This is a genomic window from Halomonas fontilapidosi, from assembly GCF_014192285.1.
Classification (GTDB): Bacteria; Pseudomonadota; Gammaproteobacteria; order Pseudomonadales; family Halomonadaceae; genus Halomonas; species Halomonas fontilapidosi.
In genome coordinates, this window is sequence record NZ_JACHXQ010000001.1 from 293,812 (window position 1) to 319,548 (window position 25,737).

21 protein-coding genes are annotated in these 25,737 nt (G+C 67.5%); 15 read left to right on the plus strand and 6 right to left on the minus strand.

The features are described 5' to 3' along the window. Positions 1-68 precede the first annotated feature (68 nt). From FHR95_RS01400 to FHR95_RS01440, 9 genes are all read left to right on the plus strand, one after another. Positions 69-1,379, plus strand: coding sequence for a DEAD/DEAH box helicase (locus tag FHR95_RS01400; protein ID WP_183313080.1), 1,311 nt, complete (start codon positions 69-71; stop codon positions 1,377-1,379). 101 nt (positions 1,380-1,480) lie between these two features. Continuing rightward, positions 1,481-1,981, plus strand: a complete 501-nt coding sequence (locus FHR95_RS01405; RefSeq protein WP_040186486.1) for a hypothetical protein — start codon at positions 1,481-1,483, stop codon at positions 1,979-1,981. A gap of 7 nt (positions 1,982-1,988) precedes the next feature. Next, a complete protein-coding gene (locus FHR95_RS01410) occupies positions 1,989-2,543 on the plus strand; it encodes a hypothetical protein (protein ID WP_183313081.1) in 555 nt (184 codons plus the stop codon). Beyond that, positions 2,524-3,750, plus strand: coding sequence for an MFS transporter (locus FHR95_RS01415; protein WP_246378292.1), 1,227 nt, complete (start codon positions 2,524-2,526; stop codon positions 3,748-3,750). The genes FHR95_RS01410 and FHR95_RS01415 overlap by 20 nt, the downstream gene beginning before the upstream one ends. Before the next feature lie 32 nt (positions 3,751-3,782). Next, positions 3,783-4,499: an ABC transporter ATP-binding protein gene (locus tag FHR95_RS01420; RefSeq protein WP_183313082.1), complete on the plus strand. Its 717-nt coding sequence runs from the start codon at positions 3,783-3,785 to the stop codon at positions 4,497-4,499. Positions 4,500-4,593: 94 nt separating this feature from the next. Beyond that, positions 4,594-6,867, plus strand: a complete 2,274-nt coding sequence (locus tag FHR95_RS01425; protein ID WP_246378293.1) for an ABC transporter permease — start codon at positions 4,594-4,596, stop codon at positions 6,865-6,867. A 36-nt stretch (positions 6,868-6,903) separates the two neighbouring features. Continuing rightward, on the plus strand, positions 6,904-8,124 hold the full coding sequence (locus FHR95_RS01430; RefSeq protein ID WP_052448788.1) for an efflux RND transporter periplasmic adaptor subunit: 1,221 nt from the start codon (positions 6,904-6,906) through the stop codon (positions 8,122-8,124). 84 nt (positions 8,125-8,208) lie between these two features. Continuing rightward, positions 8,209-9,261: an asparaginase gene (locus tag FHR95_RS01435; protein ID WP_183313083.1), complete on the plus strand. Its 1,053-nt coding sequence runs from the start codon at positions 8,209-8,211 to the stop codon at positions 9,259-9,261. 91 nt (positions 9,262-9,352) lie between these two features. Beyond that, entirely contained in the window at positions 9,353-9,589 is a 237-nt protein-coding gene (locus FHR95_RS01440; protein WP_040186424.1) for a DUF2789 domain-containing protein, read from the plus strand. A 72-nt stretch (positions 9,590-9,661) separates the two neighbouring features. Here FHR95_RS01440 and FHR95_RS01445 read toward each other — a convergent pair whose 3' ends face one another. Both FHR95_RS01445 and trhP read right to left on the minus strand, forming a co-directional pair. Next, on the minus strand, positions 9,662-10,072 hold the full coding sequence (locus FHR95_RS01445; protein ID WP_040186421.1) for an SRPBCC family protein: 411 nt from the start codon (positions 10,070-10,072) through the stop codon (positions 9,662-9,664). Between the two features lie 73 nt (positions 10,073-10,145). Next, on the minus strand, positions 10,146-11,579 hold the full coding sequence (trhP, locus tag FHR95_RS01450) for a prephenate-dependent tRNA uridine(34) hydroxylase TrhP (RefSeq protein WP_183313084.1): 1,434 nt from the start codon (positions 11,577-11,579) through the stop codon (positions 10,146-10,148). Positions 11,580-11,800: 221 nt separating this feature from the next. Here trhP and queC point away from each other — a divergent pair, with 221 nt between their 5' ends. Both queC and FHR95_RS01460 read left to right on the plus strand, forming a co-directional pair. After that, complete coding sequence (gene queC / locus FHR95_RS01455) at positions 11,801-12,514, plus strand: 7-cyano-7-deazaguanine synthase QueC (RefSeq protein WP_183313085.1); 714 nt, start codon at positions 11,801-11,803, stop codon at positions 12,512-12,514. Positions 12,515-12,575: 61 nt separating this feature from the next. Further along, a complete protein-coding gene (locus FHR95_RS01460) occupies positions 12,576-12,851 on the plus strand; it encodes a YkgJ family cysteine cluster protein (RefSeq protein WP_183313086.1) in 276 nt (91 codons plus the stop codon). Between the two features lie 86 nt (positions 12,852-12,937). Here FHR95_RS01460 and FHR95_RS01465 read toward each other — a convergent pair whose 3' ends face one another. From FHR95_RS01465 to FHR95_RS01475, 3 genes are read right to left on the minus strand one after another with little or no spacing between them, the layout of a single operon-like run. Then, a complete protein-coding gene (locus FHR95_RS01465) occupies positions 12,938-16,852 on the minus strand; it encodes an ATP-binding protein (protein ID WP_183313087.1) in 3,915 nt (1,304 codons plus the stop codon). 33 nt (positions 16,853-16,885) lie between these two features. Then, positions 16,886-17,527, minus strand: coding sequence for a MiaE family protein (locus tag FHR95_RS01470; protein ID WP_183313088.1), 642 nt, complete (start codon positions 17,525-17,527; stop codon positions 16,886-16,888). A gap of 16 nt (positions 17,528-17,543) precedes the next feature. Further along, positions 17,544-17,981 (minus strand): DUF1289 domain-containing protein, encoded by a 438-nt coding sequence (locus tag FHR95_RS01475; protein ID WP_183313089.1) that lies wholly within the window; start codon positions 17,979-17,981, stop codon positions 17,544-17,546. Positions 17,982-18,256: 275 nt separating this feature from the next. On the opposite strand from FHR95_RS01475, the gene acnB reads away from it, so the two are divergent. From acnB to FHR95_RS01490, 3 genes are all read left to right on the plus strand, one after another. Next, entirely contained in the window at positions 18,257-20,860 is a 2,604-nt protein-coding gene (gene acnB / locus FHR95_RS01480) for a bifunctional aconitate hydratase 2/2-methylisocitrate dehydratase (RefSeq protein WP_183313090.1), read from the plus strand. Between the two features lie 215 nt (positions 20,861-21,075). Next, entirely contained in the window at positions 21,076-21,564 is a 489-nt protein-coding gene (rraA, locus tag FHR95_RS01485; RefSeq protein ID WP_040186412.1) for a ribonuclease E activity regulator RraA, read from the plus strand. 263 nt (positions 21,565-21,827) lie between these two features. Then, entirely contained in the window at positions 21,828-23,711 is a 1,884-nt protein-coding gene (locus FHR95_RS01490) for a glycerophosphodiester phosphodiesterase family protein (RefSeq protein ID WP_183313091.1), read from the plus strand. An 18-nt stretch (positions 23,712-23,729) separates the two neighbouring features. Here FHR95_RS01490 and FHR95_RS01495 read toward each other — a convergent pair whose 3' ends face one another. Further along, positions 23,730-25,109: a class II fumarate hydratase gene (locus tag FHR95_RS01495; RefSeq protein WP_183313092.1), complete on the minus strand. Its 1,380-nt coding sequence runs from the start codon at positions 25,107-25,109 to the stop codon at positions 23,730-23,732. Between the two features lie 257 nt (positions 25,110-25,366). On the opposite strand from FHR95_RS01495, the gene FHR95_RS01500 reads away from it, so the two are divergent. Further along, positions 25,367-25,735, plus strand: coding sequence for a phasin family protein (locus FHR95_RS01500; protein WP_040186409.1), 369 nt, complete (start codon positions 25,367-25,369; stop codon positions 25,733-25,735). The last annotated feature ends 2 nt before the right edge of the window (positions 25,736-25,737 follow it).

Below are 25,737 nucleotides of genomic sequence, written 5' to 3' on the forward strand. Positions count from 1 at the left end.
GCCTTGGCCCGGGACTGACCACGTCGACCATCGACGCGGCGCGAGCAAGGCGTCTCTGCGGAGACCGCATGACCTTTTCCGACCTCGGCCTGCGTGCCGAACTGCTGCGTGCCGTCGAGGCACAAGGCTACACCACCCCGACCCCGATCCAGCTCAAGGCCATTCCTGCCGTGCTCAAGGGCGGTGACCTGCTGGCCAGTGCCCAGACCGGTACCGGCAAGACCGCCGGCTTCACCCTGCCCATGCTCCAGCGTCTGGCCGGCGGCCCGCTTCCTGCCAAGCGCCAGGTCCGTGCCTTGGTGCTGACCCCGACCCGCGAGCTCGCCGCCCAGGTAGGCGAGAGCGTGGCGGATTACGGCCGCCACCTGACCCTGCGCTCCCACGTGATCTTCGGCGGCGTCGGCCAGCAGCCGCAGGTCGATGCCCTGCGCGGCGGTCTCGACGTGCTGATCGCCACCCCCGGTCGCCTGCTGGACCTTCATCAGCAGCAGCACGTTGACCTTTCGAAGGTCGAGATCCTGGTACTCGACGAAGCCGACCGCATGCTCGACATGGGCTTCATCCACGACATCAAGAAGATCCTGCGCGTTCTGCCCGACAAGCGCCAGAACCTGCTGTTCTCGGCGACCTTCTCGAACGAGATCCAGGCACTGGCCGGCAAGCTGCTCGATGACCCGGTGATGATCGAGGTCGCGCGCCGCAATACTACCGCCGAACTGGTCGACCAGGCGATCTACCGCGTCGACCGCGAGAAGAAACGTGACTTGCTGGCCCATCTGATCACCGCCCACGACTGGCAGCAGGTGCTGGTCTTCACGCGCACCAAGCACGGCGCCAACCGTCTTGCCGAGCAGCTCTCCAAGCAGGACATTCCGGCCATGGCGATCCATGGCAACAAGAGCCAGTCGGCCCGCACCAAGGCGTTGGCCGCCTTCAAGACCGGCGACTTGCAGGTACTGGTGGCCACCGATATCGCGGCCCGCGGCCTCGATATCGAAGAGCTGCCCCACGTGGTCAACTTCGAGTTGCCCAACGTCGCCGAGGACTATGTCCACCGTATCGGCCGCACCGGCCGGGCCGGCAGCGAGGGCCAGGCCGTTTCGCTGGTCTGCGTCGACGAGCATGGCCTGCTCAAGGGTATCGAGCGGTTGATCAAGCGTGACCTCGAGAAGCGCATCGAGCCTGGCTTCGAGCCCGATCCCAATGCCAAGCCCGAGCCTATCGAGAACGGCCGCGGCAAGCGTTCGGGCGGCGGTGGCCGCAACGGCGGTCAAGGCCAACGACGCCAGAGTCAGACGGCCGGCCAGCGTCGCGGCAGCGACGAGGCTCGCGCGCCGCGTCGTCGGCGCGGCGGTCGCTCGGGCTCTCAGCAGGCCTGACGCCCCGACTGGCGAGCTGCATCGGAATGTGCGAATGTAGCTCGCTGGTGGCCACATCCCCTTCACTATCCTCCTTTCACCATCCAAGGCAGGACGCTTCCATGGATGACAAGAATCTCGTCAGTAGCTATCGGCGCTGGCTGACCTTCCAGCAGCAGGCCCGGCTGGACCGTGAACACCACGCTGCCCGCCAACGACTTGAAGAATCGAAGGTCTCGGCGACGCGCATGACCGAGGCCTACCGCAGCATGGCCGCCAAGGGCGCCAGTGATGGCGCCAGCTATCGCACCCTTTTTCTGCGCGACCACGGCGATACGGCGCTGGCCTGCGAGGGCTGGCTGTTCGTGCGCCGCGTATTGGCGGAGGGCGGCTCCACGCGCGTGCGCGCCACTCTATTGACGACCTTCACCCTCGAGGAAGGCCGCATCGAACCCGGCAGCCAGCCGGCCGAGAAGGTCACGCTGGAGATCTTCGACCAGCTGAATATCGACCGTGGCATGAGCAGTGTCGTACGGGTCGACCGCATCGACGCCGATCACGACACCCGCTTCATCACCCTGCTCGATACGGTCCGCGGCGACCTGCGTCGCCACATGCGATGACCGCGGCATGCTGAAGAAACTGTTCGGCAAGCCCCCCGTCGACGTTTGGGTCGTCAAGCAGGTCGACGAGAACCTGATCCACCTCTGCGGCCACGGCACCCTCGAGAGCCAGGACAAGCGCAAGACCATGCTCGAGGCCCTGGCACGGGGGGAGTTCCGGGGAGCAGTGCGCTTGGCCGGCGGCGGACTGGTGCTCAACGCGCGGCTGTTCGCCGCGCTGGTGCCGCTGAACGAACTGACGCTGACCGACGATGATCAGGCCTACTGGCAGGGCCGTCTTTGGCGTGTCTCCCAGGTACCCCAGCGCTGCTGGAGCTTCGACGGCAGACTGGTCGCCCAGCAGGTCATCAGCCCTGGCGGGCCAGGCCTGGTCAGCAGCGAGGATGTCTCGGGCATACGCGGGCGCGCCGGTGCGGTGACCCCGCCACCGACCGGCGAGGTGACGTTTCGCCCGGACAACGAACTCGAACCCCAGCCCGCGATCACCCAGCAGCACGACCCGGCGCATCCTCCCAAGCCGGCGACCCGACGCGAGCCGCGAGATGACGACAATCGGCACTGAGGCCTCTCGGCCCGACGCCCAGCGGTTGGCGCTGTTCATCGGCCTGATGGTGCTGGTGGGTCTCAACCTGCGCCCGGCTCTCTCCAGCCTGGCGCCGGTGCTCACCCGCATCCAGCAGGATACCGGGCTCTCGGCACTGGCCATCGGCGCCCTGACCACCCTGCCGGTGCTCTGCCTGGGGATCTTCGCCCCGCTGGCCCCCTGGCTGGCCAAACGCTTCGGCCCCGAGAACACCCTGGCCGCTGCGCTGCTATTGCTGGCGAGCGGCCTGCTGGTGCGTGGCGTGCCGGCCGTCATCGCCCTGTTCGGCGGCACCCTGATGGTGGGGGCCGCCATTGGCGTGGCCGGCACCCTGCTGCCGGCCCTGGTCAAGCGCGAACTACCGGCGGGGGCCGATCTGATGACCGGCGTCTATACCATGGCCCTGTGCCTCGGCGGCGCGCTGGGCGCGGGCCTCAGCATTCCCCTGGCCGACCACTTGGGCGGCTGGCCGGCCGGGCTGGCCAGCTGGTCGCTGGTGGCACTGGTGGCGCTGGTCGCCTGGCAGATCCTGATGCCCCGCCATGACGCCACCGCGGCCCTGCCTGGCGGTGGCGGGTCCACTCGCGAGCTGCTGAGCCAGCCGCTGGCCTGGCAGGTCATGCTGTTCATGGGTAGCCAGTCGTCGCTGGCCTACATCGTCTTCGGCTGGCTGCCCACGCTGCTGGTGGCCCGCGGCTTCAGCGAGGCCGAGGCCGGCTGGCTGATGGGCACCTCGGTGATGGTGCAGCTGCTCTCGGCCCTCTCGGCGCCCTGGCTGGCTCGCCTGGGCAGTGACCAGCGTCCCGCCCTGCTGATCGTGCTGGGCCTGGTCGCCGCCGGCTTCTGGCTGCTGTTGCAGGCGCCGGCGATCTGGCGCTGGCCCGGCGTGGTGCTGCTGGGTCTCGGCCAGGGCGGCGGCTTCAGCCTTGCCCTGACGCTGATCGTACTGCGCACCGCCACCTCTCGTCTGGCCGGCAAACTCTCGGGGCTGGTCCAGGGCGGTGGCTACACCCTGGCCGCCATGGGACCGCTGGCCGTTGGCGTAATGCTGCAGTTGGAGGTGGGCCTGACGACCCTGACATGGGTCCTGCTGGGCATCATCGCCTTCAGCATGGGCTTCGCCCTGCTCGCCGGCCGCAACCGACGCCTGGAGGTCGACGACGCGGGACGTCTGGTCACCCGCTAGACTCCAGTCGAGAGACGGTGGGAGCGAGGCGGATGGAGAACGACAGGGACGTAGTGCTGGCGACCCGGGGACTGACCCGACACTATCGCATGGGCGAGGTCACCATCCAGGCGCTGCGCGGCGTCGACCTGGAGCTGCATCGCAGCGAGCTCATCGTGATGCTCGGTGCCTCGGGTTCCGGCAAGTCGACCCTGCTCAATATTCTCGGCGGCCTGGACCGCGCCTCATCCGGCACCGTCCACTACGGCGACAGTGACCTGACCCACGCCTCACAGCGCCAGTTGACGACCTACCGGCGCCATCACGTGGGTTTCGTGTTCCAATTCTACAACCTGATCGCCAGCCTCACCGCCCGGGAGAACGTGGCTATGGTCACCGACATCAGCCGCGACCCGCTAACGCCCGAAGCGGCCCTTTCCCGGGTCGGCCTCGAGGGCCGGCTCGACCACTTTCCCTCCCAGCTCTCCGGCGGCGAACAGCAGCGGGTGGCCATCGCCCGGGCCATCGCCAAGCGCCCCTCGCTGCTGCTCTGCGACGAGCCGACCGGCGCGCTGGACTCGCACACCGGCATTCGGGTACTGGAGGTGATCGAGACCCTCAATCGTGAGTCGGACACCACTATGGCGATCATCACCCACAATGCGGTGATCGGCGAGATGGCCGACCGGGTGATACACCTGCGCGACGGCCGCGTGGAGGGGATCACGGTACCGACGCGGCGTCGACGCGCCAGCGAGCTTCAGTGGTGAGCCCCTGAGAGCCCTGCGGCGCAAGCAGCTACGCGACCTCGGGCGACTGAAGGGGCAGGCGCTGGCCATCGCCGTGGTGATCGGCGGCGGGGTGATGACCCTGATCCTCGCGGTGACGATGCTCGACGCGCTGACCCGGGCCCAAGCCCGCTTCTATGCCAGCCACCACTTCGCCGAGGTGTTCGCCGACATCACCCGCGCTCCCCTGAGCCTCGTCGGGCGCCTGCAGCGCCTGCCCGGGGTCAACCTCATCGAGGCGCGCGTGGGGGGCCCGGTGCGACTGACGGTATCGGACTTCACCGACCCGGTACGTGGCCAGCTGGTGTCGATTCCCGACGGTCGCCAGCCGACCCTCAACCGCCTGCACCTGCTGGCTGGCCAGTTGCCAATGGCCGGGCGCGAGGATCAGGTGGTAGCCAGCGACGCCTTCGCCGCGGCCCACGGGCTCGTTCCGGGCGACCACGTCGAGGCAATCATCGATGGCCGCCGCACCCGCCTGACGCTGAGCGGCATCGCCCTGAGCCCCGAATTTCTCTACCAGGCCGGCCCTACCGACCTGGTCCCCGACTACCGGCGCTACGCCATCCTCTGGATGAACCAGACGTCCTTGGCCGACGCCTACGGCATGGAAGGCGCCTTCAACCAGCTCTCGCTGACCCTTCAGGCGGGGGCCGACCGGGAAGGCGTCATCGACGCCCTGGACGTGGCTCTCGCCCGCTACGGCGGCACCGGTGCCCGCACCCGACACGACCAGCCGTCGCATCGCTTCCTCGAGGAGGAGCTCGATCAACAGCGCGCCCAGGCCACGATCCTGCCAACGGTCTTCCTGCTGGTCTCGGTCTTCCTGCTTCATGTGGTGATGACGCGCCTGATCGGCACCCAGCGCCGGCAGATCGCACTGCTCAAGGCCTTCGGCTATCGCGACAGCGAGCTGGCGCGCCACTATGCCGGGCTCGCCCTACTGATCGTGCTGCTGGGCTGGGCCCTGGGCGTGGGTCTCGGTGCCTGGAGTGCACGGTGGATGGCCGGCCTCTACGCCGAGTATTTTCGCTTCCCCGAGATGCGCTTCCCGATCCCGCTCTGGGCGCTTGGCCTCTCGCTGCTGCTGGCCGGCTTGTCGGCGCTGGCCGGCGCCGGGCGGGCGGTCTGGCAGGCGGTCAGCGCGCCGCCCGCCGAGGCAATGCGCCCGCCGGCACCACGGCGCTTCCGACGCACCTGGCTCGAGCGCTCGCCGCTCCGCCATGCACTTGGCAGCGAAGGGCGTATCGTGCTGCGCCATCTTGGCCGGCAGCCGGCCAAGACGGCCCTGTCGGTGACCGGCATCGCCCTCTCGGCGGGTCTGCTGATGATGGGCGCCTGGCAGATCGAGGCACTCGACCGCATGCTCGACCGCCAGTACCGGGAGATATTGCGCATGGACATCGAGCTGACCTTCAACAACCCGACCCCACAACGGGCCCTGGGTGAGCTTCGCCACCTGCCCGGCGTGCTGGTCGTGGAGCCCTGGCGCCGCGTTCCCGCCACGCTGATTCACGGCCACCGACAGTATCGCACTGCCCTGCTGGGACTCGAGGCCATACCGCGCCTGCGCCCGATCGTCGACGCGGCGGGCACCGCGCGACCGCTGCCCGCCGAGGGCCTGGTGCTAACCCGCTACCTCGGCGAGTGGCTGGGAGTCGAGGTCGGCGATCTCTTGGAAGTGGCGATCATGGAGGGCCATCGCCGCCACGCATCGCTGCCCGTGGCTGCCCTGGTCGACGAGCCGGTCGGGGTCGGCGCCTACCTGCGTCGCGAACGGCTCAATCGCCTGATGCGTGAGGGCCCCGCCATCGGCGGGGCCTGGCTGCTGATTGACGCGGACCATCGCGAGGCACTGATCACCGCCCTGGACGAACTGCCGGCAGTGGCAAGCATCGGAGTGATGGACGAGGCCGAGCGCGGCGTGCGCCGCTACCTGGACGAAACCCTGCAGGTCTTCGCCCTGGTGTTCGTCAGCCTGGCCGGCTCGATCGCCTTCGGAGTGATATACAACAATGCCCGGATCAGCTTCGCCGAGCGCGCCCGGGAACTGGCCACCCTGCTGGTGCTGGGCTACACCCGCGCCGAGGTCTCGCGAATACTGCTGGGGGAGATTGCCCTGTTGGGGGCGCTGGCCATCCTGCCCGGCTGGGCCTTCGGCGCGGGTTTCTGCGCCCTGCTCAGCGAGGGCTTCAGCAGCGACCTGTTTCGTATTCCGCTGCTCTTCACGCCGCGCATCTTCGGCCTCTCGGCCCTCGGCGTGATCTTGGCCTCAGGACTGGTGGGACTGCTGATGCTCCGCCGCCTCTGGCGCCTGGATCAGGTCGCCGTGCTCAAGGCACCGGAATGAGCCCGCCCGACATCATTGCTTGCCCTGGAGTCCGTCATGCCTCGCGCCTCGCTCTTCAAAATCTTCACCCCGCGCCGCCTGCTGTGGGGCCTGGCCGCTCTCGCCGCGCTGAGCCTGCTGATCTGGGCCCTGCGGCCGGCCCCAATCAGCGTAACCACCGCCACGGTGGCGCGCGCGCCTTTCGAGGATGCGATCAACGAGGAGGGGCGAACCCGCCTTCGCGACACCTGGCACGTCACAGCGCCAATCACCGGCTACCTGCGTCGCGTGATGCTGGAGGTGGGCGACCAGGTCGACCAGGGCCAGGTGCTGTTTCGTCTCGAGCCAAGCCCGGCCCCCGCCCTGGATGCCCGCAGCCGCGAGCAGGCCGAGGATGCCCTGCAGGCCGCCCGGGCCCGCCTCCAAGCCGCCGAGGCCAACCTGGAAACCGCCCGGGCCGAGCGGCGCTTCGCCGAGGCCGAGTACCAGCGCTATCGTCGGCTTCACGAGCGCAACCTGGTCTCGACCGCCGACCTGGAGCATCGCGAGAGCCTGCGCGATCGCCAACGCGCCCTGGAACGCGCGGCCGCCTCGAGCGTCGAGGCGGCACGCTTCGAGGTGGAGAGCGCACAGGCGGTGCTGGCGGTGACCAGCGGCCAGCGCAGCCCCGCGGATCAGCCGACGCTCGAGCTCGCCGCCCCGGTGGCCGGCGTGGTGCTCGAGCGCTTCCGCTGCTGCGAGGGGACGGTGGACGCGGGCCAGCCGATACTGGAGATCGGCCGCCTGGCGGACATGGAGATCCGCGTCGACCTGCTCTCCATGGACGCGGTGCGCCTGCGCCCGGGCATGGCGGTGCGTATCACCGGCTGGGGCGGTCCTGTGCTCGACGGCAGAGTGCGACGCATCGAGCCCGCCGGCTTCACCCGCACCTCGGCGCTGGGCGTCGACGAGCAGCGAGTGCCGGTGATCGTCGATTTCGCCCCCGATACCGATCCCGCCGCCCTGGGGCTCGGCAGCGGCTTCCGGGTCGAGGTGGAATTCCTGATCTGGCAGGACGACGACGTGCTGCAGGTGCCCACCAGCGCGTTGTTCCGCCACGATGGCCGCTGGGCGGCCTTCGTGACCGAGGCGGGCCACGCCCGACTTCGCCACCTGAAGATCGGCCGCCAGAGCGGGCTTGCAAGCCAGGTCCTCGACGGGCTCGACGCCGGGGAGCGCATCGTGACCCATCCGAGCGAGGCTCTCGTCGATGGCGCGCCGGTTCGTGACGACACCTGACCTTAACGCCTCACACCGAGGCTTGCCTGGCGCCGCGCCGGCCGTATCATAGGCCCCCGACCGCCCGACCCGCCAGGAGCCCCCATGACCGCCGGACCCGACCTCGATGCTACCATGCTGGTGATCTACACCGGCGGAACCCTCGGCATGGTGCCAGGTCCCCAGGGACTAGTGCCGGGCCATGATATCGAGGTCCGCCTGCGTCAAGCACTGGCCACCCTGCCCCCGGCCCGCCAGGCGAGTCTGCCCGCCTTCACGGTGCTTGAGACCGACCGGCCCATCGACTCCAGCAGTGCCACGCCCGGCGACTGGCAGCGACTCGCCGCCCTGGTGGCAAGCCACCACCGGCAGTATGCCGGAATCATCATCTTGCATGGCACCGATACCCTCGCCTGGACGGCCTCGAGCCTGGCCTTCCAGTTACAGGGGATCGATCGCCCGGTCATCCTCACCGGGGCCATGCGCCCTCTCGAGGCCGACGGCAGTGATGCCGCCGGCAACATCGAGGACGCTCTGCGCTTCGCCGCCACGCCCCACCTCCAGGAAGTGGCGATCTGCTTCGGCGGGCGGCTGCTGCGTGGCTGTCGCACCCGCAAATGGCAGACCCAAGAGGCCGCGGCCTTCGAAAGCCCCAACCAGCCGCTGCTCGGCGAGCGCCTCGACGACACGGTGGTACTTTATCCGGGACGTGGCCTGGCGGATTCCCAACGCGGGGCGCCGCGCTTCGAGCTGCCGGACTATGCCCCGCTGGCAGCCGGTGGCGTGGTCCGCCTGGCGCTGTGGCCGGGCATCCAGGCCTGGCAGCTGGAAGCCTGGTTACGCGACGACCGGGTCAAGGGGGCGGTGCTGGAGGTATGGGGTGGCGGCAACCTGCCCGACAGTCCGGCACTGGCCGGGGCGCTGGCCCGCGCCAGCGGCGAGGGCAAGCTTGTCGCAGCGCTCAGCCAGTGTCCCCACGGCCCGGTGGCCTTCGCTAGCTACGCCGCCGGACAGGGCCTGGCCGATGCAGGGGTGCTCGCGGCCGATGACATGACGCCAGAGGCGACCTTCACCAAGCTGCTCCACCTGCTCGCCCTGCCGCTTGCGGAGAGCGAGCGGCGCGAGCGCTTTCTGACACCGCTCGCCGGCGAGCGGTGAGGCGTCGGAAGCAGCGTTGACGAACATCAAGCGAGACACGCCTGAAATCGCTAAGGTGGGGGTACTTCGACAGGACAGCAGGAGATACGCCATGGAACACCCCGACCATCCCTTCACCGAACTCTTCGAGCAGTTGGGGCTCGCTTCTGATCCCGCCTCGATCAAGCGCTTTATCGAGCGCCATGCCCCCCTTCCCGAGGATATCCCTCTGCACGAGGCGCCCTGCTGGAATGAGGGCCAGGCGGAGTTCCTGCGCGAAGCCCTCGATGAAGATGCCGACTGGGCCGAGGTGGTCGACCACCTCGACACCTCGCTGCGCAAGAGCTAGCGTCGACCGTCGCACCCGCCAAGCTGGCGGGTGCGAACGGCGTATGATCCAAGCGATCCTGGTTCCAAGATGTTATAGCCGAGCTTCGACCCGCTCCAGGATCTGCTGGCTGACCTTGCCGACCAGGGGTCGCGCCGCCCGGTTGACGGCCTTCTCCAGCAGTCGATTACGAATGACATAGGTCAGGGTCAGCGCCACCTTCGTCCCCTCGGGCACCGGCGTAAGACGATAACACCCCTGGTTGTGCACTCCGTCCAACGACTCCCAGGCCAGCACCTCCGGCGGCCTCGACTCAGTGATCGCCACGTCGAACGTCCAGTCCATACCCACCGCGTGGACATGCCAGCGATAGCGATCCTTGCCCAGCGGCTCGATGGCCTTGATCAGATCGGAGTAGTCGGCAAAGTCCTCGACCCGCTCGAGCAGGGCAAAGACCCGTTCAGGCGGTGCATTGAGAATCGCGCTGTGTTCGATGGTGGCCATGCCGCTCCCTGTTCGACAGTCAATCGATGTCCACAATGTCGCCGGCAACCCTGGATGTCCAGCCGGCCTGTGCTCATAGATCGCGCATCAGCAGCGCGAACTCGACCCGCTCCGGCGCGATGGCCTCCCCCGGCACCGGGATGCGCACCACGTGGCCCGACCCCGGGGCTGCGCCAACGGACTCGCCGCGCCGGTTCTCGATATGCTCGAGCACGAAGCGTCGGTTGCCACCGGGCAGCATCAGCTCCATGGAGTCGTTCACCTCGAAGCGGTTCTTGACGTCGACTTCCAGCACGCCGCGGTCCGGGTCGTAGCCGATGACTTCGCCGACGAACTGCTGGTGCACGCCCACGGAATTGCCCTGCTCGTAGTTCTGGTACTCATCATGGACGTGACGGCGATAGAACCCCTCCGTATAGCCGCGGTTGGCCAGATTATCGAGCTCGTCCATCAGGCGCATGTCAAAGGGCCGGCCGGCCACGGCATCGTCGATCGCCCGGCGGTAGACCTGGGCGGTGCGCGCCACGTAGTAGTGCGACTTGGTACGCCCCTCGATTTTCAGCGAGGTGACGCCCATCTCGGTGAGCCGCGGGACATGCTGCACGGCGCGCAGGTCCTTGGAGTTCATGATGTAGGTGCCGTGCTCGTCCTCGAACACCGGCATCAGCTCGCCGGGGCGGGTACGATCCTCGATCAGCGCCGAGAGCTCGTCCTGGCCCTCCACGCCACCCGCAGTGGCAGTGCTCGCCACCGGTTCTACGGGCTGGGCGCTGCCGCCGCCGGAGGCGATCAGCCCCGGCTGTCCATCGTCACCGGGGGTCCAGATACCGCTCCCCGCATGGGCGCGGGCCGAGTTGGCCGGCATCAGGTCGCCGGTCTCGTCCCGAGCGGCCGCCACGGTGTTGTACTTCCAGCGGCAGGCGTTGGTACAGGTGCCCTGGTTGGGGTCGCGGTGATTGAAGTAGCCGGAGAGCAGGCAACGCCCCGAATAGGCGATGCACAGCGCGCCGTGCACGAACGTCTCTATCTCGAGATCGGGACACTCGGCGCGGATCTCGGCGATCTCGGCAAGCGACAGCTCACGCGACAGGATAATGCGGCTGATGCCCTGCTGCTGCCAGAATCGGGCCGCCGCCCAGTTGACCACGTTGGACTGCACCGACAGGTGGATCGGCTGATTCGGCCAGCGCTCGCGGATCATCATGATCAGGCCCGGGTCGGACATGATCAGCGCATCCGGCCCGGCCTCGATCACCGGCTCCATGTCGCGCAGGTAGGTCTTCAGCTTGCTGTTATGCGGCGCGATATTCGACGCCACATAGAACTGCTTGCCCCGCTCGTGGGCATAGGCGATGCCCCGGTGCAGGTTGTCGATCTTGAAGTCGTTGTTGCGAACGCGCAGCGAGTAGCGCGGCTGGCCGGCATAGACCGCATCCGCGCCATAGGCGAAGGCGTAGCGCATGTTCTTGAACGTTCCCGCGGGGGAGAGCAGTTCTGGGGCTTGCATAGGAGGTCACCGTTGTCAGGACGATGGCGCACGACGGCGCAGGGTGTGAGGGGGGCGCGATTATAGCAGGACAAGGGCCGAGCGCCGAGCGCCGAGCGCCGAGCGCCGGAGACTGGAGTTCCCCCGGGGCCGGCAGGTCACGTAGACTGTGGCCGTTTCCGGACCGGACCCCGGATCGCCGCGCAAGCGGCCCGACAAATTCTCCGACCAGAGCTCACGCCATGAACGACGCTTCTACGCCTGCCACCGTGGTGATCTACTCCGGCGGCATGGACTCCTATACCGTGCTGCACCGGGCCCTGCGCGAGCGGCGCGAGGTCCACGCCCTCTCCTTCGACTACGGCCAGCGCCACGCCCGCGAGCTCGAGGTGGCCGCGCGCGTCTGCCGCAAGCTCGGCGTTCCCCACCAGGTGGTGGACATCCGCGCGATCCATGGGCTGATCAACGCCTCGGCGCTCACCGACGCCCGCCGCGAGCTGCCCGAGGGCGACTACGCGGAGGGCACCCTCACGGCCACCGTGGTGCCCAACCGCAACATGATCCTGCTCTCGCTGGCCATCGCCAAGGCGGTCAACATCGGCGCCGGACGGGTCGACTACGGCGCCCACGGCGGCGACCACGTGCTCTATCCGGACTGCCGCCCCGCGTTCGTCGAGGCGATGAACGCCGTGGCCGGTATCGCCAACTTCCAGGCCGTCGAGATCCACACGCCCTACCTCCACGCCGGCAAGGCGGAGATCCTCGCGGAGGGGCTGGCCATGGGGCTCGACTACGCCGACACCTGGACCTGCTACCGGGGGGAGGAACTTGCCTGCGGACGCTGCGGCAGCTGTCGCGAGCGCCTGGCCGCGTTCGCTGCCAACGACACTACCGATCCCCTCGATTATCTGCAGCGGCCCACTGACTCGATTGACTCGCTCGCCGGAGAACACTGATGCATCACCGCAAGCAGACGTCCGGGAACAATGACAAGGGCGTCGCCGCCAAGGCCTGCCCATGACCGACAGGAACGCACCCTCAGAGGACAGCTGCCGTCCCGGGTGTGGCGCCTGCTGCATTGCGCCCTCTATCAGCTCGCCGATTCCCGGCATGCCCGACGGCAAGCCGGCGGGGGTGCGCTGCGTGCAGCTCGATGAGGGCAATCTCTGCCGGCTGTTCGGGGACCCGCGTCGCCCCGCGGTGTGCGCGCGCTTCGACTACGACCCCGAGCTGTGCGGCACGCAACGCGACGAGGCCCTCAGGCGCATCGAGGCCCTGGAAGTGGCCACCTGACCCCCTCCCCCGACGGCAACGGCGCCTCGAAGAGGCGCCGTTGTTCGCTGCGGTTCATGGTTTCCCGCGGGCAATCGTGTCGGGATTCAGGAGGAGAGATCCGCGGCATGGGAAAGGCGCCGGTCGAGCAGCGTCCGCCAGCGCATCAGCACCGGCGCATCGCTGTGACTCACCTCGCCCAGCAAGGTGCGAAACTCCGACCGTAACCCCTCGTCGCGGGCGTCGATCAGGGTCAGCCAGAGCTCGAGCGCCGCCAGCTGCTGGTGGAGGTTGCCATCGTCTCGGGCCTGCACCAGCGCCTGCTCGGCAAGACTCCTGACTTCGTCGCGAGAGTGTCCCAGGCGCTGGCGAACGCGCGCCAGCTGCACGGCCAGCTCCGGAACGAAGAGGGTGGTCCGCTCGCGGGCGATCATTAGGCACTGGTCAAGGTAGTTCTCGGCGCGGGAAAGCTCTCCCAGGGCCAGGCAGGCATCGACGTACCACAGCGCCGGGCGCTGATAGGGATCCCGACCAGTCACCTCGGCCAGTTCCTCCTGGGCCGACTCGATCTGGGACAGGCCGGCGCGGTCGCCGGCCAGCGCCCGCTGCCAGCCCAGCACGCTGCGCGAGGCCACCTGCCAGAGGTGCAGGTCGGGCGTACCGGTCAGCTCGAACGCCCGCTCGGCGCGCATGGTGGCCAGATGCACATGCCCCAGCTGGCGATAGAGGGCCGCCGCGTACATCAGCGCCATGGCCAGGCTGCCGGGATGTCCGATCCGCTCGGCCAGACGGATGGCCGACTCCACCTGACGCTCGGCGCGCTGGTAGTCGCCACGCAGGCAGAGCGTCCAGCCCTGGAAGCAGGCGGCCGCGACCTGGGGATGGTCGGAGAACGGCAGCCATTCGATCATCATTGGCGCCGTCAGCGGATCGATCTCCTCGAGGTGGTCATACGCCTGGGAGATGCGCCCGGCCCAGTACTCGCAGCTGGCCCGAGCGAAGTCGGCCAGCCGCCGGTAGCGCGGATCCTCGAGGCGGTCGGCGAGACCGGCCAGGCGCGAGGCCAGCGAGAACGCATCGGCATGCGCATGGCGCTGGCTGCAGCCCACCCAGAGTCCCCACTGAACCAGGAACGCCTGCTCCAGGTCCCCGCCATCGTCCATGAATGCCTCCTCCTGGGCGAGAAGCTCTCGCGCTCGCACGAAGCTCTCATGGGCAGTAGGCGAGCCGTGCCCCTCCAGGGCGAAGGCGGCCTGGCCACGCACGGTGAGCAGGCTGATCTCGCGCTCGGCCTGGCCCTCGACATGGCGTAGGCTGGCCAGGCCGAAGTCGGCCATCTTTAGCGCCGTGCGATTGGCACTGACCTTGAGGGCTTCCCGGGCGGCCAGCTCAAAGTAGCGCGCGCCGCGCGCATAGTGGCCGCTGCGCCGCAGGTGGGTAGCGAAGTCGCCGGGATGGCGGCTGATCCACATGGGGAAGTGTTCCTCGATCAGGCTGACCACCTGACGATGGATGCTCACCCTCACATCCCGCGGGCAAGAGAGATAGGCGGCTTCCTGCAGCAGCTGATGGGTGAACTGGTACTCGCGCTCTCCCTCTTCGCCCTCGGCCGGTTCGATGATCTCCAGCCGGCGCATCTGCTCCAGGGCCGGCATCAGGCGGCCCATCTCCCAGCCACTACATTCGGCCAGGAAGTCGAGGCGGAAACGCCGGCCGAGAACGGCTGCCACGTGGGCCACCTCGCGGTCGGTGTCGAGCTGGTCGATGCGGCTGGCCAGCAGCCCCAGCAGCCCACGCGGTAGTTCGTCGAGCTGCACAGTGCGGCCTTCGCGCCGATCCATGTCCACTCGGCGGCATATCTCCTGGAGATACAGCGGGACGCCGTCGCAGCGCTCGATGATCTGGCCGCGCAGCCGCGGGCTCAGATGGATGCGGTAGCGGCGTGCCAGCTGGGAGAGCAGGCGGGAGGACTGCATGGCGTCAAGTCGCCCCAGGGAAATCTGCTGGTCCCAGTGGAGCTTTGCCGGCAAGGCCTCGCGACCATGGTGACTGGCCACCAGCAGGAAGGGGGTGTTGATCGGCAGCCGCGCCTGGAGGCCGGCCAGCACCTTGAAGGAGGGCTCATCCAGCCATTGCAAGTCATCGATCATCAACACCAGGGTCCGCTCGCGGGAAAGCTCACGGATCAAGCGATGGACAAGCCCAACGACCAGTTCGACGGCCTCCCCGCTCTGCGCCAGCGCGGCAATTTCGCGAGGCTCGCGTACGCCGAGCGCCTCTTCCAGCAGCAGACGGTGGTCGGCATCGGGGGCCGAGGCATCGTCGCTGGCAAACAACTGCAATAGCGCCTCGACATCGATGCGCCCTCCCTGGTGCCAGCGCAGCAGCTGGCGGGCCACCCCGTAGGGCTCCTGGACCGAGAGCCGAGTCGTCGGCTGCCAGCAGATCGCCGCCTCGCGGCTCTGCTCGAGCTGGCGAAAGCCCACCAGCAACGCCGACTTGCCGAGCCCCGAGGGCCCCCGCACCAGCACGCTCTGCCGCAGGCCAATGCCAGCCCGGGCCAGGGCATCGCGCAGCGTGCGCAGGGAGGCCTCGCGTCCCACCAGGCTGGGCGGAGGCGCCTCGCGACCGCCCTCGTTCGCGCCGAGAACCAGTGCCCGCAAGCGCACACGACCGTCACTGGCCACCAGCCGCGTGGAGAGCCGCGGCTGGAGGTCGAGGGCCGGGGGCATGTGCTGGCTGGCATCCTGTGAGATGACCAGCTCGCTGCCCTCGGCAGCGCTCATCAGGTCGAGGGAGCCTTGTGTCACCTGGCCCAGCGGGTCGACCAGGTGGCGCTCGGGCAGGTAGACCACCCGACCACTGTCCAGCCCGGCGGCCAGCTCGATGCGCGGCGGATCGCCTTCGCCACTCCAGTGGCGCTGGGACTCGTCGGGCAGCACGCGGCGACAGTGCTCGTAGAGCGCTACCAGCTCGGCCAGCTGGTGTGCCGGCCCATGAGTGCCGAAACAGGCCAGGCCCAGGCCGCCGGTTGCTCCAGGCAGCCAGAAGCCGCCGAGGTGGTGGCATTGCTGCTCGAGCCAGCGCATCAGTTCAACCTGCAATGCCAGGCTGGCGCGGGCATCGGCGCGAGCCGAGAGGTCGGCCTTGAGCCGCAGGCGAATGGCCATCACAGAAAGCTGGCGCTGTTCGATCTCGTCCTCGCGCAGCGGGGCACTGTCCAAGGCCAGGGTACGCGAGAAGGCCCCGCTCGGGCCGAGGTGTGCCGCCTCGGCCTGGGAGTCGGACCAGTAGCGGGCCAGTTGCAGGAAGGAAGGCTCGGGCTGCTGGCCAGAAAGCGCCAGCAGCTGCAGGTAGGCGTTGTACTGCTCGTGGGCGGCCGCCAGCTGCCCTTGCTCGGCCAGCTGGCGCACCAGGCGCTCATGAAAGGGGCCATAGCCGGAAAAGCGACTGACCAGTGACTCAAGCACGCCAGCCGGCAGCGGCTCATGATGCTCCAGCACGCTCTCGGCGAAGCGGATCACCCGTTGGCGCCACTCGTTGCGCACCTGAACCAGCCAGCGCTGGTACTCGGCACAGCTCGAGAGATGCAGCTCCTCGGCGAGATCGCCGCGGTAACAGGCCAGCACCGACTCGAGCGTCGCCACGTCGGCGGGGGCATCGAGCAGTGCCTGCAGGCGATGCATGTCGAAGTGCCAGTGCTCCGGCAGCCGGAAGGCAATGGTCTGACGCGACACCGACAGCACTCGCTCGGCTTCGTCACCCAGTGACTGTCGCAGGCAGTGCAAGGCGTGACGCAGGTTGGTGCGCCCGGACGACAGGCCCTGATCGGGCCACAGCAGTTCGGCCAGGGTGGCGCGGCTGACCGGCTGCTCGTGGAGCAGCAGGTAGACCAGCAACGCCTTGACCTTGTCGTAACTGAACTGGGTCAGGACATCGTCGCCCAGACTCAATGAAAAGTGGCCGAAGAGTGCCAGGTGGTCCCGGTCATTATCGTGTAGATCGTCGGCAGCATCCCGCATGGTGATCATTCCTGCGTGGCGGAAGTGATGGCCTCAGGCCGGCACGCCGCTGTGAAAACGAAAGGCCGTGTCCGGCATGGTGACCAGCTCGGCCTCGCGATCTGAGAAAAAGGCGATACGCGCATCGATGGGCACCGGGGCCAGGCGGCGCGCCAGCATCAGGTAATCCTCGAAATGGCGACCTTCCGACTTAACCAGACTGCGATAGAACTTGGCAAGTTCATCATCCAGATGGGGGATCAGGCGGGCAAAGCGCTCGCAGCTACGGGCCTCGATCAGCGCGCCGATGATCAGGATGTCGACCAGCCGCTCCGGCTCCTGTCCCCGCACATGGCGGCGCAGCCCCTCGGCATAGCGCGAGGCACTGATGTGGCGATAGACGATGCCCCGCGCCTCCATCAGCTTGACGACCTGTTCGAAGTGCAGCAGCTCTTCCCGGGCCAGCTGCGACATCTTGGTGAGCAGCAGCGGCTGGTCCACATAGCGGTAGAGCAGGCTCATGGCGGTAGAGGCGGCCTTCTTCTCGCACTGGGCATGGTCGATCAGCAATAGTTCGTGGTTGGCCAGCGCCCAGTCCACCCAGGCATCCGGCGTGGTACAGGGCAGGAAGGCGAGCAGCTCGGCCGGCAGCAGGTCCTGGCAATCGGTCGTCTCGAGGGTCGGTGTGACGGGCATCATGAATCCAGTGTGATCAGGTCGATGAATCGTGGAGCCGTGTCTGTCGCCGCTCAGCGGCGAGCAGCAGGTCGGCGCTGATGCGTGCATGGAGCGTTGCGGCATCTTCGCCGTCACGACCGGCCAGTCCGTAGCACGCCAGGTCGCGGATGCGACCACGGCCCACCCGCAACAGCTCCACGGCGCGGGAGAGCGGCGGCTGTTCGTCACGGAAGCGGATCCGGTGACGGCGCAGCTGTGCCTCAAGGCTCTCGGGATCCGTGACCACCAAAAAGCGCCCGGCGACTTCGGCCCGCAGACGGTCCAGCTCGGTCATGCGCGCGCCCCGCTGAGCGCCTGACAGACCCGGCCAGTCGCGAATCTCGCTGTCGATTCGCTGGCAGCCACGGCACACCCGGTCGCCCAGGGTGGTCGAGCAGAGACCGACGCACGGCGAGGTGATGCGTTCCCCCATGTCATCTCCCGTTGACGTTAACGTGCGTTGATAGAGCGTCATGGTAACGCGGGGAACGCCAGACTGGCAGCCCGAGGTTGCCGGCGACCAAAGTTCAAGGCCGCAACCACGGGCTCAACTTAACATTGTCGACAGTTTCCTCTATGATCTCGACACCGCTGACCCGCTGATAACAGGCAGGATCTGCCCCCTATTTTCCGCGCCGAAGCATGCCTTTCGTCGACGCTCGACAAGGTCTGCCGGCTTCGGCCACCACCACCGATGAGGGCCCTAACGTGCTTGAAGCCTATCGCCAACATGTCGAGGAGCGCGCCGCCGAGGGCGTGCCGCCGAAGCCGCTGAACGCCGAGCAAGTCGCCGCACTGGTCGAACTGCTGAAGAACCCGCCTGCCGGCGAGGAAGAAGCTATCCTCGACCTGCTCACCAACCGCGTTCCTCCCGGCGTCGACGAGGCTGCCTACGTCAAGGCTGGCTTCCTCACGGCCATCGCCAAGGGGGAAACCGAATCGCCGCTAATCGACAAGGTACACGCGGTGAAGCTGCTGGGCACCATGCAGGGCGGCTACAACATCGTCTCCCTGGTGGAGCTTCTCGACGATGACGCCCTGGCCAAGGAAGTCGGCGAGCAGCTCAAGCATACCCTGCTGATGTTCGACGCCTTCCACGACGTCGAAGAGCGCGCCAAGGCGGGCAACGCCGTGGCCAAGGACGTCATCCAGTCCTGGGCCGACGCCGAGTGGTTCCTCTCCAAGCCTGCCCTGGAAGAGAAGATCACCCTTAGCGTCTTCAAGGTGCCGGGCGAGACCAATACCGATGACCTCTCCCCCGCCCCGGATGCCTGGTCACGCCCCGACATTCCGGTGCACGCCAACGCCATGCTCAAGAACGAGCGTGACGGCATCGAGCCCGAAGAGCCGGGCGTGAAAGGGCCGCTGGCGCAGATCGAGGCGGTGAAGGCCAAGGGCTTCCCGGTCGCCTACGTCGGCGACGTGGTCGGTACCGGTTCCTCGCGCAAGTCGGCCACCAACTCCGTGCTGTGGTTCTTCGGCGACGATATCTCCCACGTGCCCAACAAGCGCGCCGGTGGCTTCTGTTTCGGCGGCAAGATCGCCCCGATCTTCTTCAACACCATGGAAGATTCCGGTGCGCTGCCCGTGGAAATGGACGTCTCCAAGCTCGAGATGGGCGACGTCATCGACGTCTACCCCTACGCGGGTAAGGTGTGCAAGCACGGCACCGACGAGGTGCTGACCACCTTCGAGCTCAAGACCCAGCTGATCCTCGATGAGGTGCGTGCCGGTGGCCGCATCCCGCTGATCATCGGCCGTGGCCTGACCACCAAGGCCCGCGAATCCCTGGGCCTGGCGCCCTCCGATGTCTTCCGTCTGCCCGAGCAGCCCGTCGACACCGGCAAGGGCTACACCCTGGCCCAGAAGATGGTCGGCAAGGCCTGCGGCATGGAAGGCGTGCGCCCGGGCATGTACTGCGAGCCGAAGATGGCCACCGTGGGCTCCCAGGACACCACCGGCCCGATGACCCGTGACGAGCTCAAGGACCTGGCCTGCCTGGGCTTCCAGGCCGACCTGGTGATGCAGTCGTTCTGCCACACCGCGGCCTACCCGAAGCCGGTCGACGTGGACACTCACCACACCCTGCCCGACTTCATCATGAACCGCGGCGGCGTCTCGCTGCGCCCGGGCGACGGCATCATCCACAGCTGGCTGAACCGCATGCTGCTGCCCGACACCGTGGGCACCGGCGGCGACTCGCACACCCGCTTCCCGATGGGCATCTCCTTCCCGGCCGGCTCCGGCCTGGTGGCTTTCGCCGCGGCTACCGGCGTGATGCCGCTGGACATGCCGGAATCGGTGCTGGTGCGCTTCAAGGGCAAGCGTCAGCCCGGCGTCACCCTGCGTGACCTGGTCCACGCCATCCCCTACTACGGCATCCAGCAGGGCCTGCTGACCGTAGAGAAGTCCGGCAAGAAGAACGCCTTCTCCGGTCGCGTGCTGGAGATCGAGGGCCTCGAGGACCTCACCGTGGAGCAGGCCTTCGAGCTCTCCGACGCCTCCGCCGAGCGCAGCGCCGCAGGCTGCACCATCACCCTCGGGGAAGACAGCGTCGCCGAGTACCTGAAATCCAACATCACCCTGCTCAAGTGGATGATCGCCAACGGCTACGGCGACCGCCGTACCATCGAGCGCCGTATCCAGGGCATGGAAGAGTGGCTGGACAATCCGAGCCTGATGCGCGCCGACCAGGACGCCGAGTACGCCGAGGTCATCGAGATCGACCTCGAGGAGCTCAAGGAGCCGGTACTCTGTGCGCCGAACGACCCGGACGACGCCCGCCTGCTGTCTGACGTGGCCGGCGAGAAGATCGACGAGGTCTTCATCGGCTCATGCATGACCAACATCGGCCACTTCCGCGCCGCCGGCAAGCTGCTCGAGAAGCAGCCGGCCGGCAGCCTGAAGACCCGCCTGTGGCTGGCGCCGCCGACCAAGATGGACCAGCACCAGCTGACCGAGGAAGGCTACTACGGCATCTACGGCCGCGCCGGGGCGCGCATGGAGATGCCGGGCTGCTCGCTGTGCATGGGTAACCAGGCGCGCGTGGCCGCCAAGAGCACCGTGGTCTCCACGTCGACCCGCAACTTCCCCAATCGCCTGGGCGACGGTGCCAACGTCTACCTCGCCTCCGCGGAGCTGGCGGCCGTGGCCGCCGTGGAAGGTCGTCTGCCCAGCGTCGAGGAGTATCGCCGCTACATGGGCGAGTTCGACGCCATGGCCGGCGAGATCTACCGTTACATGAACTTCCACGAGATCGAGGAGTATCAGAACGCGGCCTCCAACGTGATTCCCGTCGCGCAGGAAGCCTGATACCCCGGATTCTGATAGAATCAGGTTCGACTCCGATGCTCGCAACATCGAAGGCTGCCGTCCGCGGCGGCCGGAGCCGATGAACGAAGCGCCCCATTCGGGGCGCTTTTTTTTGCGCCCGCCCCTGCCAACGCCCCGTCCCACCAAAGGGGACTTCCGTTCTGCACCGGGCGTGGCATCATCACCGGAGCGCCCATGTCATAAGGAGCCTCATCGTGATCCATATTGTCACGCCGGACATCTGCGACGCCTATCCCGAGGTGCAGGTGCTCGACCCGATCTTCGTCAACGTCGGCGGCCACGAGGCGTTTGCCGGCCCGGTCCGCACCGTGAAGTGCTTCGAGGACAATTCACTGGTCAAGCAGGCGGTCGCCGAACCCGGCGACGGCGCCGTGCTGGTCGTCGATGCCGGCGGCTCGACACGCTGCGCCATGCTCGGTGACATGCTTGCCGAGCAGGCGGCCGGCCACGGCTGGGCCGGCATCGTGATGTATGGCTGCGTGCGTGACGTCGACGTGCTGGCCGAGACCGAACTCGGCATCCAGGCCCTGGGGGCCCACCCCCGCAAGAGCGAGAAGCGCGGCGAGGGACAGCGCGATATCCCGGTCAGCTTCGCCGGCGCCACCCTGACGCCAGGCCAGTGGCTGTATGCGGACAACAACGGCATCCTGGTCGCCGACGAGCAGCTGGATCTGGAGCGGTGAACCGCCAAGAGTCCTGCGCTGACAGGCCAGGGCTATCGCAGATGGAAGTAACGCTTGCGGCACTTCCGGCGACAGCTCTGCGGGGAGGCGCTGTAAACCCCTCCTTGGGCGCTACCGATGCCATCCCTGGCATAGGACCTCCCCTTCGACCTGTCCCCGGCGCCTCTCGCTTCGGGTAACTGCGATTGCCCTGGCTGCAGGCCGTTGCCGGTGGCGGGCAGGCGATGTCATGCTGATGTCACGCTCCCGTCATACGCCTGCCCATGCGCCACCTGTCACGACTGAGCGGCGACGTACTGCGCACCTTGCGTGAGCACTTGCGGCCGCTCATCGCCTACCATCTGTTCTTCACGCTGCTGGCCTCGAGCCTGCTGCTGCCTGCCATCGGCTGGACACTCTCGAGCCTGCTTGCCCAGTTCGGCCGGCCGGTAATCACCAACAGTGAACTGATTTCCCTGCTGATGAGCCCCGGGGGGCTGCTGTGGCTGTTGGCCGCGGTGGGCCTGACCTTCCTGGTGCTCTACTTGCAGCAAGCGGGCATGATTCTGGTCGCGGTGCGGCCTCGGGATCATCACATGCGCCTGGCGTTCGAGGCGCTGTGGGCCACGCTGCGCCGACTGCCCGCGCTTTCTGGCCTGGTGGTACTTCAGGTCGGGGCCCAACTGCTGCTTCTCGTCCCACTGGCCTTCAGCCTGGCCTGGCTGCATGACTTCTTCCTGGGGGAACTGGACGCCTACTTCGTGCAGAACGTGCGTCCCCCCGCCTTCTGGGCCTTCCTCGCCAGCGCTCTGGTGCCACTACTGGCATGGGGGATGATCGCCGGTCATCTGTATGTTCGCTGGCACCTCGCCCTGCCGGCCATGACCCTGGAGCGGCTTTCGCCGCCCGCGGCGCTGACGCGCAGCATGCAGCTGACGCGTGGCAGCAGACGCCACATCGCCATGGCGGTGATGCTGTTGCTGTTGGCGATCATCGCCCTGCCGCTGCTGGCCACGGCGCTGTTCGGCCATGTCGTCACGCCCTTGCTATGGTGGCTGCCCGAGCGCAATGCGGTGCTGGTGCCGGCCATGCTTGCCTACCTGACCGCCTACCTGCTGATCGCCCTAGCTATCACCTTCAGCGGCATCGCCGCTAACGCCCTGCAGGCCACCTGCCTCTATCTACGCTTGGCGCACCGCGAGCCGAGGCCCGAACCACCGCCACCCGGCACTCACCCCGGGCGCCTGGCCTGGGCAGTCGAGCTCGCCGTTGTGCTGTTCGCCATCAGCCAAGCATGGCTGATCGTCAATCGCTTCGAGATCCGCGACGAAGTTGCCATCATCGCCCACCGCGGCAGCTCACTACAGGCGCCGGAGAATACCTCGGCGGCGGTGGAGCAGGCGATCCGGGACGGGGCCGATGGTATCGAAATCGACGTTCGCCTCACCGCCGACAGCGAGGTCGTGCTCTACCATGACCAGAGCCTCAGACGTCTGGCCGGCGACGAGCGACGCGTCGGGGAGCTATCGCGATCGGAGCTCGATGAAGTCGATGTGGGCAGCTGGTTCGGCGACCCCTTCATCGGCGAGCGGATTCCGGGACTGGACGAAGTCCTGTCCCAGGTCCGCGGACGCGCCAACCTGATGATCGAGCTCAAGCCCGACCCGGGCCGCGAACTCGAGCTGGTCGATGCCGTCATCGATACCCTGGAGAGAGAGAGGAAGCGGCGCCTGGCATGCCGAGACCGCGCCGAGGACCGGATAACCGCCCTGGCCTGCGGCAACCCCGATGTCATGGGCGAGATGCGCGTCGCTGCCATGTCGCCCTGGCTGCTGCGCGAGTTCTTGCTGCGCGCACCTCGGCTGCGCACCACTCTGCTGGCCCAGTTGGTGGTGTCGGGCAGCCTCGAGCGGCGAGGCTTCGACGCCCTGGCCCTGCGCCACAACCGCATCGATGAGGAAGAGGTCCGCCTCGCGGAATATTATGGCTACGAGCTGCACGCCTGGACCATCAACGATCGCGCCCAGATGTCCCGACTGATCGACCTGGGGGTGGACGGCATCATCACCGACCGCCCTGCCATGCTCGCTGAACTGATCGCCGAGCGCCGCCGGCTCGGCGACGGCGCCCTGCTGCTGGTCAAGCTACGCAACTGGCTACGGAACTAGGCCTGGGCTCGCGAGTCGTCACTCCGGCACGCCACCCCGCGTCAGGGCGGCGGGGTCGAGCAGGCGCTCGAGCTCCGCGCGGGACAGGCCGCTCTGCTCCTCCGCCACTTCGATGATCGGCCGTCCCGCCTGATAGGCCTGCTTGGCAATGGCCGACGCAGCGTCGTAGCCGATTACCGAGTTCAGCGCCGTGACCAGGATGGGGTTGCGCGCCAGCGGTGCCTCGAGGTTGTCGTGGCGCACCTTGAAGGTGGCGATGGCTCGATCGGCCAGCAGCCGCGTCGTGTTGGTCATCAGGCTGATCGAGGTAAGCAGGTTGTTGGCGACCAGCGGCAGCATGACGTTGAGCTGGAAGTTGCCACTCTGCCCGGCCACCGTCACTGCCGTGTCGAGCCCGATCACCTGGGCAGCCGCCTGCGCGGCCGACTCGGGAATCACCGGATTGACCTTGCCGGGCATGATCGAACTGCCCGGCTGGAGGGCCTCGAGCTCGATCTCGCCGAGGCCGGCCAATGGGCCAGAGTTCATCCAGCGCAGGTCGTTGGCGATCTTCATCACCACACAGGCCAGGCCCCGGAGCTGTCCCGAGAGCTCCACTGCCGCATCCTGGGAGGCAAGGCTGGCGAAGAAGCTGTCGTTGGGCGAGAACGCCAGCCCCGTCTGCTCGCTCAGGTCACGCGCCATGCGCTCGGCGAACTCGGGGTGGGCATTGATGCCGGTACCCACGGCCGTGCCACCCTGGGCCAGGCGGCAGAGCCGCACCAAGGCGCTGTCCAGGCGCTCGATGGCCTGCCCCACCTGGCTCGACCAGCCGCCCAGTTCCTGGCTCATGCGCAGCGGCATGGCGTCCATCAGGTGGGTACGCCCGGTCTTGACCACGTCGTCGAGTTCCGCGGCCCGCGCGTCGATGGTGTCGCGCAGATGCTCAAGCGCCGGGCGCAGCTGGTGGGTCACTGAAAGCGCGGCGGACACGTGGATCGCCGTGGGTATCACGTCATTGCTCGACTGCCCCATGTTGACATGGTCGTTGGCGCCAACCTCGACGCCGTCACCGCTGGCCTGCCTGGCGATCACCTCGTTGACGTTCATGTTGCTGGAGGTGCCCGAGCCGGTCTGAAAGACATCCACGGGAAACTGGTCGTCATGATGCCCCGCAAGGATCGCCTCGGCGGCGGCAACGATCTTGCGCGACCGAGCCTCGTCGAGGTGGCCAAGTTCGCGATTGACCCGAGCCGCCGCAAGCTTGATATGCGCGATGGCGTGGATGAAGGCCGCCGGCATCGGCTGGCCGGAGACCGGGAAGTTGTTGAGGGCACGCTGGGTCTGGGCACCGTAGAGGGCCTCACTCGGCACCTCCAGCTCGCCCATGCTGTCGCGTTCAATGCGATGGTCGCCCATGTCCGGCTCCTTCTGTTGGGGATGGATAGCGCTCTCCTCAACATGGCGCCAAGCACACGGGCTTGCAAGGGACCTCCCCGTCGCCCTGCTCCCGGCGGCCCTCGCGCGGGACCACTTCGATTAGAGACGACATGGCAAGAAAGAATGTTGCACTGCACAAACCGCTCTGCTATTGTGCATCGCAACAGAGACGCAGAAGGCATCGGCAGACCGCCACGGCCTTCGAATTGATCCGAAATCCCCGGGAGGGACTCACGATGCAAAACTTCGACACCAAGCAGTTCACCAACCAGTTCGAATCCATGTTCTTCGGTCCGGCTCGCGCCTATGCCGCGCTGTCCGTGGACTACACCGAGAAGCTGGTCAACGCCCAGCTGGACGCCGGCAAGGCCTACACCGACACGGGTCTGGCGCAGCTGCGCAGCCTGCTGAACGTCAAGGATGCCGAAGGCCTCAAGAGCTACATGGAAGGCCAGCAGAAGGTCGCCAAGGACCTGACCGAGCGCCTGAAGGACGACGCCGAGAAGGTTGTCTCCCTGCAGCAGGACTTCGTCCAGCAGAGCCAGAAGCTGACCGAAGACAACGTCAAGCAGGCCACCGACACTGCCACCAAGGCAGCCAAGTAAGT